We start from the raw sequence: 12,552 nt of genomic DNA on the forward strand, positions 1-12,552 counted from the left end.
GTGAGGGAGCACAAGTCATGACAACGGAAATCATTCGCTACGCCGTAGATGAGGACGGCATTGCCACGCTGACGCTGGATTACCCCGGCAAGACCATGAATGTGATCGACCAGGCTTTCATGGACAGCCTGGAGGCCTGTATCGCACGCATGCACGGCGACGACCGGGTGCGCGGCGGCATCATCACCTCGGGCAAGGACAGCTTTGTCGCGGGGGCCGACCTGCTGGGCATGGAGGCCAATATCGACGCCATGGCGGACATGCCCATCGAGGAACTGTTCGCCTCCTGCGCATCGTTGTCCAGGCTGCTGCGCAAACTGGAGACCTTGGGCAAGCCGCTGGTGGCGGCCATCAACGGCATGGCATTGGGCGGCGGCTATGAAATCTGCCTGGCCTGCCACCACCGCATTGCAGCCGATGCACCCACGGTCATGGTCGGTCTGCCCGAGGCGCAAGTGGGCTTGCTGCCCGGTGCCGGCGGCACCCAGCGCCTGCCGCGCATGATCGGTATTCTGGCTGCAATGCCTTTTCTGATGGAGGGCAAGCAGTTGCAGGCAGTGAAGGCCAGGGAGGCCGGACTGGTGGACGAGGTGGTGGCTCCCGAGCAGTTGCTCGGCGCTGCCAAGGCCTGGCTGCTGGCCAGTCCCACGGCGGTGCAGCCCTGGGATGTGAAAGGCTTTCGCATCCCCGGTGGCGGCCCGCTGGATGCGCGCGTGGCACCGGCTTTCGTGGTGGGCAACACCATGCTGCAGGCCAAGACCTTTCACAATATGCCGGCGCCGCTGTGCATTCAAAGCTGCATCTACGAAGGTTGCCAGCTGCCCATGGACAAGGGCCTGCGCATCGAGAGCAAATACATGGCCACGCTGTCGCGCAGTCCCGTGGCGCGCGGCATGATTCGCACGCTCTTTGTCAACAAGACCAAGGCCGAGAAAGGCATGCACCGTCCTGCAGGCTTGGAGCCCTTCCAATGCCGCAAGCTGGGTCTGATAGGCGCAGGTATGATGGGCGCGGGCATTGCCTTGGTGGCCGCCCAGCGCGGTATTCAGGTGGTGCTGATAGACCGGGATCAGGCAACTGCGGACAAGGGCAAGCAGTACTCCGAGAAGACACTGGCCAAGCAGGTGGACAAGGGCCGCCAGAGCCGCGAGAAGGCCGATGCCATCCTCGCTCGCATCACGCCCGGCACCGATTACGAGCTACTGCGCGATGCCGATATGGTGGTCGAAGCCGTGTTCGAAGACCGTGCCATCAAGGCTGAAGTGACCCGCAAGCTGGACGCCGTGCTGCCGCCCGGCTGCGTGCTGGCCAGCAACACCTCGGCCCTGCCCATCAGTCTGCTGGCGCAGGCGAGCGACAGGCCCGATCGCTTTATCGGCCTGCACTTCTTCTCGCCGGCCGACAAGATGCCGCTGGTGGAAGTCATTCGCGGCAAGCAGACATCGGATGCCACGCTGGCGCAGGCACTGGATTTCGTGGCTCAACTCAAGAAGACGCCCATTGTCGTCAACGACAAGCGCGGCTTTTTCACCAGCCGCTTCATCGGCGCGTTTGTGGATGATGCCATCGGCATGGTGGCAGAAGGCATTGCCCCTGCATTGATAGAGAACTGTGCAAAGCATGCGGGCATGCCCGTGGGGCCGCTGGCGATTACCGACGAGCTGTCGATTGATCTGTCCAAGCATGCGGGCGAATCCCAGGCCAAAGAGTTCCCAGGGGAATACAAGCCCGGTCGCTCCGTGCCGGTGATCGGCAAGCTGTTCGAGCTGGGCCGTCTGGGCCGCAAGGTGGGCAAGGGCTTCTATGACTACGATGAAAGCGGCAAGCGCATCTGGCCGGGCCTGGCCGAGCATTACCCGCTGAAAGACCTGCAACCCAGCGCGCACGACCTCAAGCAGCGCATTCTCTATGTGCAGGCCGTCGAAGGAGCGCGTGCCATGGAAGAGGGCGTGCTGCTGGCGCCGGCCGATGGCGACATCGGCTCGATTCTGGGGGTGGGCTTCCCCGCCTATACCGGCGGCCCCTTCTGCTTTATCGACGGCATAGGTCTGGCGCAGTTCGTGGCCGAGGCCGATCGCCTGGCAGATCTGTTTGGCGAGCAACTGCGCCCGCCACAGATACTGCGCGATATGGCGGCCAGGGGGCAGACCTTCTACGGAAAGACTGCCAGGGCCTGAGCAGGCCGCAAAGGGTGGGCGGGCGCGCTCACCCGGTATCGGCTCGACACAGTCACTCATCCAATAACAATCAATGGAGACAAGCCATGGATGAAGTCTTCGATTACATCGTCATAGGCGCGGGCTCGGCGGGCGGCACACTGGCCGCACGGCTGAGCGAGAACCGACAGCACAAGGTCCTGCTGCTGGAAGGTGGCGCAAGCCACAAGGATTTGCTGGTCTCCATGCCTTCTGGCTGGGGCCAGATGATCAACAGTTCCCGTTATTCCTGGGGGCACGAAACAGAGCCCGAGCAGTACGCAGCCAAGCGCCGTATCAGCCTGCCGCGAGGCAAGCGCCTGGGGGGCTCATCTTCCATCAACGGCATGATTTATGTGCGCGGCGATCGCGCGGACTTCGACAGCTGGGCTGAGCAAGGGGCGGCGGGCTGGAGCTATGACGAGTTGCTGCCCTACTTTGTGCGCACCGAAGACCAGCAGCGCAGCGAACAAGAATTCACCCGGCCCTGGCATGGGCGCGGCGGGCCGCTGACGGCCAACAATCTGCACAATCCCCATCCCGTATCGCTGGCCATGGTACAGGCCGCCATTCAAGCCGGCATGCCCGCATGCAAGGATTTCAACAACGGCCATCCCGACGGGGCAGGGCTGTTTCAGGTCAATCTCAAGAATGGTCAGCGCTCGTCGGTGGCCAAAAACGCCATCGAGCCCGCCATGCGGCGGCTCAATCTGGATGTGCGCATGCAGGTGCTGGTCACCCGCATAGGTCTGGACGGGCTGCGCGCCAGCACGGTGCACTGGAGGGACAAGGCTGGCGCAAGCCATGCAGCTCGCGCCAGCAAGGAAGTCCTGCTGTGTGCAGGGGCCCTGCAGTCGCCCCAGTTGCTGATGCTTTCGGGCATCGGCCCGGCAGCGCACCTGCAGGAGATGGGGATCGAGGTCAAGGTGGATCTGCCCGGGGTGGGCGCCAATCTGCAGGACCATGCGATTGTCCCCATGTCCTGGCGCATGAAGGCCGGAACGCCCAGCCTCAACCGCTCGCTGCGCGGCCTGGGGATTGGCGCTTCGCTCATTCAGTACCTGTTGACCAGGCAGGGAGCCATGGCCATGCCGGCCTCGGAGTTTGCCGCATGGTTCCGCAGTGACTCCAGCCTGCCCTACAACGACATCCAGATTCACGGCCTGCCCGTGACCGGCGATATCGAGGGCTATATGCAGGGCGGCAAGAACTACCGCACCGAGGCCTTCCCCGGCATGACGATGGCGCCCTATCAGGTGCGGCCCTATTCACGCGGCCAGCTCAGGCTCAGGAGCAGCAAGCCCGAGGAGCTGGCCAGCATTCGCATGAACTTTCTGCACGACGAGCGTGACCGCAAGGCGCTGCTCCATGGAGTACGCATGGCCAGCAGGATTGCCCAGCAGCCCGCGCTGGCCGGCCTGATCGAAACGCAGACGCGCCCGGCACCTGGCCTGCAAAGCGACGAGGAGCTGCTGGACTGGATCTCCATGTACATGGGATCGGGCCACCACGCCTGCGGCAGCTGCCGCATGGGCCATGCGGCCGATCCGCGAAGTGTGGTCACCCCCGACCTCCGGGTCAAGGGCGTGCAGGGTCTGCGCGTGATCGATGCCTCGGTCATGCCGCATCTGGTGTCGGGAAACACGAATGCTGCATCGGTGGTGATTGGCGATAAGGGCGCAGATCTGGTGCTGGGCCTGGCGCCGCCCGCTGCAAGGCGGTGGAATGTGGCAGCCGTGCTGCCGGATGGCGCATGCGCCGCCGCCGTGGTTTGAGCTTTGGAAGATTGGGTGGAGGCAAAAAGATGAACTTCGATTTCAGTGACGACCAGAATGCATTGCGCAACGAAATACGAAAATTCCTGACCAGGGAATCGCCGCTGACGCAGGCGCGTGCCTTGCTCGAGGGCGAGGGTCACCATGCGCAGGACGTATGGAGCGGCATGGCCCAGCTGGGTGTGAGCAGCCTGATGCTGCCGGAGGACTGCGGCGGTATCGGCCTCGGTGCCATGGAAATGTGCGTGGTAGCCGAAGAAGTGGGCCGCCAGCTCAGTCCCGTGCCTCTGGCATCGACCATGTATCTGGCGGTGCAGGCCGTCCTGCTATCTACACAGGAGCAGTCTGCGCAACGAAGGCAATGGCTGCTGCCGGTTTCGGGTGGAAGCATTGGCTGTCTGGCAGCGCCGACGGACGGGCAGGAGCCGCCATACGCTCTGCCCCTGTTTGACGGCAAGACCTTGAAGGGGGAGTGTCCGCTGGTGGCCGATGGCATGGCCGCGCAATGGGGGGTGGCGCTGGCGCGCAATGCGATGGGGGCGGATGTGCTGGTGGCCTTCAGGTGTGACGGCTCGGTGCAGCGCAAGAAGCTCAAGACGCTGGATCCTTCCAAGCCCTATGCCTTGTTGCGCTTTGACGGCACGGCGGCCGAGCAACTTGACGGAGCCTGCAGCGCTGCCCAGGTGCTGGCACGCGTGCGCAATCGTGCTGCCGTGATGCTGGCCTTTGAACAGCTGGGAGCAGCCGACGCCGCGCTGGAGATGGCCTGCCACTACGCCAGGGAGCGCAAGGCCTTTGGCCGGCCCATTGGGTCCTATCAGGGCATCAAGCACAAGCTGGCCAATCTCTACACCAACAACCAGCTGGCCCGTGCGCATTGCTACTACGGAGCCTGGGCGCTGACGGCAGACATGGCTCTGGCTGATGGTGCGTCCGAGCTGCCCGGCGCAGCCGCCGCAGCACGCGTGAGCAGCACTCAGGCGCTGTCGGATGCTGCACAGGAAAACCTGCACACCCACGGCGGCATGGGCTATACATGGGAGCTGGATTGCCATCTGTTCTACCGCCGTGCGCGCCAGCAGGCCGTGGAGCTAGGCAGTATCCACGCCTGGCGCGAGCAGGTGGCGGCCGAGTTGCAAAAGCGGTTGCTTGCTCCTGTGAAAGAGACGATTGTGCAGAGCTCGACCGCGGCTGACCGTCAGTCCATGGACTTTGAGGACACGCCCGAAGAGGTCGCCTTCCGCGCCGAATGCCGCGCCTGGCTGCAAGCCAATGCCGAGCCCAAGGCCAGTGCCGACGACTACTTCGGTCGTGACATGACTGCCGAGCAGCGCATGGAGGCAGCCCGGCTCTGGCAGGGCAAGAAGGCTGCAGCAGGTTTTGGTGCGATTACCTGGCCCAAGGTGCTGGGTGGCCGGGGCGGTACACCCATGCAGGAGCTGATCTGGCGCCAGGAGGAGGGGCGGGTCAAGGTGCCCACAGGCATGTTCAATGTCAGCCTGGGCATGGTGTTGCCATCGGTGATGGCGCACGCCAGCGCCGAAGTGCTGGCCCTGCATGTGGCCCCGGCACTGGGCGGCAAAAACCTCTGGTGCCAGTTGCTGAGTGAACCCGGCGCAGGCTCTGACCTGGGCATGGTGCGTACCCGTGCCGAGCGTGCGACCGATGGCCGCGAGGGATGGATCGTCAACGGCCAGAAGGTCTGGACCTCTCTCGCGCAGTTTGCCCAGTTTGGTCTGGTATTGACTCGTACCAATCCCCAAGCCAGCAAGTTTGAAGGCTTGACCACTTTCTTCCTGGACATGAAGTCGCCCGGCATTACCGTGCGCCCGATTCGCCAGGCAGGGGGAGAGTCCGAGTTCAACGAAGTCTTCTTCGAGGATGTGTTCGTGCCCGATAGTCAGATGGTGGGCAAGCTGGGTGGTGGCTGGAAGGTCACGCTGACAGGCTTGATGGCAGAGCGCCTGGCCATTGGCGGAGTGATGCCCGCCGAGCTGTGGCGCACCACGGCTGGCTTGCTGGCCGATCATCGATTTGACGGCAGGCCGGCGCTGCAGGACGGTCGCCTGCGCGAGCGCTGGGCCGACCTCTATCTGAAGGAGCAGGCGCTATGGCTGCTGCAGTGCCGCGCTCTGACGGCGCTGAGCAAGGGTCGCCAGCCCGGCCCCGAAATGAGCGGCGCCAAGAACGTGGCCGCTGCCGCACTGCAGTCCTTTAGCTATTTCGCCATCGACTTGCTGGGCGAGCGAGGTGTGCTGGCCGCCAGCGAACTTGGAGAGCGTTTTGCCATGGTGGAGCGCCTGTGGTTCGGCTCTGCCGGCATGCGCATTGCGGGCGGTACCGACGAGGTGGTGCTCAACAGCATTGGCGAACGCGTGCTGGGGCTGGCTGCCGAGCCCCGTGCGGACAAGGACCTGCCCTTCTGCGAACTGCTTGCCTAGTGACTTGGCGCGGCACACCGCAATGTGCCGCGTCCTTTTTACTGGGCATACAAGACTCCATTCAATCCACGTGGCGGAGATCACGTTTTTCAGGAGACAGGAAATGAGTGCATCTGCTGCGGCCCGTGTGCCGCAAGCCGCTTCGGCCAGGGTGATGCCGGTCAGCAATGTGACGGGCTGGCGTCGTCACTATCTGCTGCTGGTGCTGTTGCTCGTCTATGGCGTGAGCATGATAGACCGTCAGATCATGGGGGTGCTGATTCAGCCCATCAAGCAGGAGATGGGGGTTTCGGACAGTGCCATGGGCCTGCTCACAGGACTGGCCTTTGCTCTGTTCTACAGCATTCTGGCAGTGCCATTTGGCCGCTTTGCCGACCGTACCAACCGCCGCAACCTGATTGCCTGGTGCTGCGCCGGCTGGAGCGTTGCCACGGGTCTTTGCGGCATGGCGGTGGGCTTCTGGAGCCTGACGGCTGCTCGTGTGGGCGTGGCTGTGGGCGAGGCGGGCAGCACGGCGGCATCGACCACCATGATCGCCGACGTCTACCCGCCCGAACAGCGCAGCCGAGCCATGAGCGTGTTCAGCCTGGGCCCACATCTGGGCTCGCTGGTGGGCCTGGGCGTGGGAGCCTGGATTGCCCAGCACCATGGTTGGCGTGCGGCCTTTTTGTGGCTGTCTGTGCCCGGCGTGCTGATCGCTTTGGTGCTGCGCATGACTTGTCGTGAGCCTGTGCGCGGCGCGCAGGAGGGCCGTGCCGTGGTGCAGGCAGCAACCGAAAAGTTCAGCGAGGTGATGTCAGCCCTGGTGCGCAACAAGGCGTTTGTGGGCCTGGGGCTGGCCAGCATGCTGATGGCGTTCTCGGGCTATGCGATCGGCATGTGGAATACCGCGTTTCTGGTGCGCTCCCACGGTCTTCAGCTCAAGGACGCGGGCGCCATCATGGGATTCATCGGCGGGCCGGGGGCGATTTTTGGGGCTTTGCTCAGCGGCTGGGTCACCGATCTGATGGCAAGGAGGGATGTACGCTGGCAGATTGGCGTTCCGGTTCTGGGGACGCTGATTTCGATTCCGCTGGGGCTGGCTTTCTATCTGAATGACTCTGCGGGACAGTGGACGCTGGCCGGCCTGCAGATTCCGCATGCGATTGCCTACTACGGCCTGTTCTCCATCTTCTCCAGCTTCTGGGCCGCGCCGGTGTTTGCTGCACTGACCAATGTGATTGCCTCCAGCCGTCTGGCGACTTCTCTGTCCATCTACAACCTGCTGCTGACTGCAGTTGGCGGTGGTCTGGGACCTCTGACGGTGGGTTTGCTCAGCGATGCATTCATCGTTCGGGCGGGCAGTGAATCGCTGCGCTGGGCGCTGGTTTGCATGCTCGCCTTTTATGCACTGGCGCTGCTGATCTATGTCTGGACCATCAAGCCCTATGTATCGATGATGACTGCGAAAAAGATCGCCTGAGGCGATCTGGAAACAGACGATGGAGAGAATTTCCACTGAGATTGTGCTTTCTTCGACTGAGTCTTGGGAAATGCCATGGCGGAAGTTTTTTAAGGGTAGGTGCTGTTGGGAGCTGCTTGCCTATCTGCGAGCATGCACCCTCGAAACCACAAGGGTCTGCACCAGGTTCAAGCGGACGATGAATGTGGACAGGCCGTCGTCGAGCATTGCAGCACCTGCGGGACAAGTGGATTCGTAAAAACGGGAAGACAGACGGAGACAAGAGATGACACGGACCTTCAATCTGGCGGATATTTTTGAGTTGGTGGTGCAAGCTGTGCCGGATCGCATTGCCTTTGGCTGCGGCAGGCAGAAGCTCAGCTTCAAGCAGCTCGATGAGCGAGCCAATCAGCTGGGCAATGCGCTGCGTGCGCGTGGCGTAGGACGGGGCGACAACGTCGGCATCCAGCTCTACAACTGCGCCGAGTATCTGGAGGCCTTTTTCGCCTGCTGCAAGATCGGTGCCGTGCCGGTCAACGTCAACTACCGCTACGTGGCCGATGAGCTTCAGGGGCTGTTCAACAGCCTGGACCTGCGCGGCCTGGTCTATGGTGCGGACTTCGATGCGTCGGTGCTGGAAGTCATTGCCCTTGTGCCCACTTTGCGTCTGGCGCTGCGGGTTGGCGAGGAGCGCCATGGCCTGCCCAGGACAGTGCAACCCTACGAGCGCGTATTGGCCGAAGGTGGACGGGAACTCACGGACGCCGAGCGCAGCGATGACGATATCTTCATGCTCTGCACCGGCGGCACCACGGGGTTGCCCAAGGGGGTGATGTGGCCGCATAAATCCTTGTTCATGGGGGCCTTGGGCGGTGGCGGCTATTACTTCCGCAGACCTCCCATCGAAAGGCCGGAGGAGCTGCTGCAACTGGTGCCCAACGGCCCGGCACTGGCCTATCTGGCGGCGGCACCGCTCATGCATGGCGCAGCCATGTGGGCCACCCTGATCAGCCTGTTTTCCGGACATCCGGTCTATGTGAATGATCGCAAGAACTTTGATCCCGTACACATGCTGGATCTGATCGAGCATCACCAGATCAATGTGATGGCCGTGGTTGGCGATGCCATGGCCTTGCCCATCATCCAGACGCTGGAGAACAACCCCGGGCGCTGGCCTCTCAAGTCACTGATGATCTTCGGCAACGGCGGTGCCGTGTTCTCGCGTCATCTGCAGGAGCGGCTGCTGGTGCAAGTGCCTCATCTGGTGCTCAACAACGGCATGGCCAGCTCCGAATCCGGAGTCTTGGGCGGAGGGGAGAAAACGCCCGAGGGCGAAGGCTTTATGCGCATCGCGCCGCGTCCCGACCTCAGCGTGATCTCCGAAGATCTGCGCATTCTGACGCAGCCAGGGGAGGAAGGCATTCTTTCGCGCCGTGGTCACATGCCCCTGGGCTATTACGGAGATCCCAGGAAAACGGCCGAGACCTTTGTGATGGTCGAGGGCAGCCGCTGGGTGTTGACAGGGGACAGGGCCCGCATCGACACCACGGGTGAATATGTGGTGCTGGGCCGTGGTTCGCAGTGCATCAACACAGGAGGCGAGAAGGTTTACCCCGAAGAGGTGGAGGAAACCGCGCGCCGCTACCCGCCGGTTCAGGATGTGGTGGTCGTGGGCCTTCCTGACGAACGCTGGGGCAGCAAGGTGGTGGCCGTGGTGCAGGTGCAGCAGGGCCACGAGTTTGATCTGCAGGAGTTCGAAAAGATCTGCCGCAGCAATCTGTCGGGCTACAAGCTGCCGCGCGCCGTGTATCTGGCCACTGAAGTCAAGCGCAGCCCGGCAGGCAAGGCGGATTACCGCTGGGCCAAGGCCTATGCGGCAGAACATGAACCGCTGAGCGCCGTAGCGGCCTAAACCGGAGGGAAGAACAGTTACAGACAGCACAAGGGATACCCTGTTCGTCGCGCCTGACGACGGGATTTAAAGGAGGCTCCGGCCTCCTTCTTTTTTTATCTTCAGCGTGGCGCAGCGCAGATCCGGCGCGCAGTCTTCTCGGACTTCAGCGCCACAAAGGCTTTGGCTTGCGTGTCATAGCGATGTGCAATCACATACTGGCTGCAGCGATCCGAATAGCGCGCGCAGGTCTGCATGGCAATGCAAAGATGGGGCCCGTTTCCCCAGACCTTGGCGGGCGGCCGGTCGTAAATGCCTTCGTACAGCGTCTGCTCCTGCGCTCCCCCGTCATTCCATCTGGCCACGATTTCAGAAGAGAAATGGTCAAAGCCTGCGCTGCTGTAGCCCACCTCGTAGTCAATCGTGCCCAGCCTGGTGATGGAAGTGCGGCCCGTGACCTGCTTTTCCCAGGCCGCAGCTTCCTGCGCGCTGCAAGGCATGACGCAAAAGCTCAGCAGCATGAGCCAGATCTGAGGCGGGATACGGAACTTGCGCAAATGCATGGGGTATGGACGTGGAAGATGACGGGGTCACTATATCGCTGGCATCCGCATGGAGTGAACACGATCTGCTCGATGTGCCTGCTCAAGGCGCTTGGTCGAGGCGCCCTATTTCTGCGAAGGAGGCCAGGGAGGATGGCTGCTCGCAAGCAGGGCGGGTCTGACGGATTGGGGCCGTTTTTGGATGAGGAGGGGATGAAAAACGAGCGCAGGCCTCAAGAGCCGGGCTTGCTTCGAGGCCTGGGGGTAGGATCGGCAGCGCTCAGTTGGCCCTGTGCTCGCTGCGCTTGAGCAAGCGGCCCGGCAATGCATCGGTGGCCATGCTGTCGCGGTAGGTGATCTGGCCGGACTTGATGGTGTAGCGATAGCCCTGCGCGCCTTGCAGGAAGCGCTTGCCGCCGGCGGGCAGGTCGCGAGCTATGTGCGGCGGCAGAATTTTGAGCGCCTGCAGATCGATGAGGTTGAGATCCGCCAGTTTGCCGACCTGCAGGACTCCTCGGTCGGCAAAGCCGTAGAGCGAAGCCGGCCGCTGCGTCAGCATATGGACGGCCTGCTCGATGCTGAACAGGCCGCGCTCGCGCACCCATTCGGTGAGCAGAAAGGTCGTGGCGCTGCCGTCGCAGATGGTGCCCACATGGGCGCCACCATCGCCCAAGGCGGGTACGGTGTGGGGATGGCCGAGCAGCTCGTGCAGGGCGCTGCAATCATGGTCCAGATAGTTGGCCATGGGCAGATAGACCAGTGCCTGGCCTTCATTGCCCAGCATGAAGTCATACATCCAATCCAGCGGTGGCTGGCCGGCTGCGTCGGCCAGAGCCTGAACCGAATCGCCTTCTTGCGGCAGATAGTTGGGCTCTTGTCCGCACCAGGGGTACATGCCCGCAAAGTTCTGGCCGAAATACTCCATGAACAAATGGGGATTGCGGTCCTTCTCGCCGAGGATGGCGCTGCGCGTGCCTGGTCGGGACAGCTCTTTGATGCGTTCTGCCGGACTGAGCTGTGCCAGCGCTTCATAGCTGGGCTTGCAGGAAAAGGGGTTCAGGCTGCATTCAAACCCCATGAGTACGCCCACAGGGCGGTTGAGCACCTGGCCCATGATGCGCAGCCCGCCGGCATTGGCTGTTTCAATATGCCGTAGCAGCTCTCGGTGCAGCTGCGGGCGGTGCGGATACTGAAGCACGGTGAGAGTGCCGGCGCAGCCTGTGCTCTGACTGACGCGTGTGAGAATGCTGAATTCGTCCTCGATGTGCTCGAAGTCCGAGATCATCTGGAAGACGCTGTTCGGATAGCTCTTGAGCGAGAGTCCCAGCTCCAGCAACTCCTCGCTCACGGCCTGGTACATGGGGGTGAAGTCCCCCGACTTGGAGCGGTGGGCCATGGTGCGCGAGGTTGACAGACCAACGGCACCGGCGGCCAGACCTTGCTTGATCAGCTCCTGCATGGTGCCGATGTCCTCGGCATTGGCCTGCTCGCGCCGTATGGCGCGCTCGCCCATGGCATAGACGCGCAGCGGACCGTGAGGCAGCAGGGCTGCAATATCGATGTCGTAGTGCCGCCCTGCCAAGGCTTGCAGATACTCAGGAAAGCTTTCCCAGTTCCAGGGCAGGCCTTCATGCAGCGCGGTGTCGGGGATGTCTTCCACGCCCTCCATGAGCGCAATCAGCGTGTCGCGGTCCTCGGGCCGGCAGGGGGCAAATCCCACGCCGCAGTTGCCAATCACTGCGGTGGTCACGCCCTGCTGGGAGCTTGGCCAAAGCCTTTCATCCCAGGTCGCCTGACCGTCAAAGTGGGTATGCACATCCACAAAGCCCGGCGTCACCAGCAATCCGTCGGCATCGATTTGCTGCGCGGCGGCTCCCAGGTCTTGGCCGATGGCGGCGATGCGCCCGTTGCGCACGCCAAGGTCTGCGCGGTAAGCAGGGGCGCCGGTGCCGTCCACGATGCGGCCGTTGCGGATCAGCAAGTCGAATTGCTGCATGTGTCAGTCTCCTTGAGGTTCTGGCATGCGGTCGAGCCCGCAGCCGCATTCCATTAAGAGGCAATCCGCACACAAGGCCAATCCGGGTTAGGGAATCGTCCGTTGGGACGATGTGAGGGCGGCTGCTCATGACCACGATGCTCAAGGCGGTGCCATCGAACTGGACATGGATGCGGCCGCGATGCGAGACGTGCGCAAAGACCTGCTCTCGCGCTCCTTGCGTCCGAGGGCAGACAGCGCTGCTGAGGCGTGAGCAGCGGCGAGAGCCATG

Annotated in this window: 7 protein-coding genes; 5 read left to right on the forward strand and 2 right to left on the reverse strand. The window is 62.8% G+C overall.

Annotated elements, in window-relative coordinates:
- Window positions 1–17 precede the first annotated feature (17 nt).
- From AAIL67_RS16310 to AAIL67_RS16330, 5 genes are all read left to right on the forward strand, one after another.
- On the forward strand, window positions 18–2,177 hold the full coding sequence (locus AAIL67_RS16310; RefSeq protein ID WP_343484389.1) for a 3-hydroxyacyl-CoA dehydrogenase NAD-binding domain-containing protein: 2,160 nt from the start codon (window positions 18–20) through the stop codon (window positions 2,175–2,177).
- Between the two features lie 86 nt (window positions 2,178–2,263).
- Window positions 2,264–3,970 carry a GMC family oxidoreductase N-terminal domain-containing protein gene (locus AAIL67_RS16315; protein WP_343484390.1) on the forward strand — a complete coding sequence of 569 codons (1,707 nt, stop codon included), beginning with the start codon at window positions 2,264–2,266 and terminating at the stop codon, window positions 3,968–3,970.
- A gap of 29 nt (window positions 3,971–3,999) precedes the next feature.
- Entirely contained in the window at window positions 4,000–6,411 is a 2,412-nt protein-coding gene (locus tag AAIL67_RS16320) for an acyl-CoA dehydrogenase (protein ID WP_343484391.1), read from the forward strand.
- A gap of 103 nt (window positions 6,412–6,514) precedes the next feature.
- Complete coding sequence (locus AAIL67_RS16325; RefSeq protein WP_343484392.1) at window positions 6,515–7,873, forward strand: MFS transporter; 1,359 nt, start codon at window positions 6,515–6,517, stop codon at window positions 7,871–7,873.
- A 265-nt stretch (window positions 7,874–8,138) separates the two neighbouring features.
- Window positions 8,139–9,764 (forward strand): AMP-binding protein, encoded by a 1,626-nt coding sequence (locus tag AAIL67_RS16330; RefSeq protein ID WP_343484393.1) that lies wholly within the window; start codon window positions 8,139–8,141, stop codon window positions 9,762–9,764.
- A gap of 101 nt (window positions 9,765–9,865) precedes the next feature.
- On the opposite strand, the gene AAIL67_RS16335 is transcribed toward AAIL67_RS16330, so the two are convergent.
- Together AAIL67_RS16335 and AAIL67_RS16340 are read right to left on the reverse strand one after the other, a co-directional pair.
- Window positions 9,866–10,306 (reverse strand): hypothetical protein, encoded by a 441-nt coding sequence (locus tag AAIL67_RS16335; RefSeq protein WP_343484394.1) that lies wholly within the window; start codon window positions 10,304–10,306, stop codon window positions 9,866–9,868.
- 259 nt (window positions 10,307–10,565) lie between these two features.
- A complete protein-coding gene (locus AAIL67_RS16340) occupies window positions 10,566–12,281 on the reverse strand; it encodes an amidohydrolase family protein (protein WP_063664635.1) in 1,716 nt (571 codons plus the stop codon).
- Between the last annotated feature and the right edge of the window lie 271 nt (window positions 12,282–12,552).

Source organism: Comamonas sp. A7-5, assembly GCF_039581385.1.
GTDB classification, from domain to species: Bacteria; Pseudomonadota; Gammaproteobacteria; order Burkholderiales; family Burkholderiaceae_C; genus Comamonas; species Comamonas thiooxydans.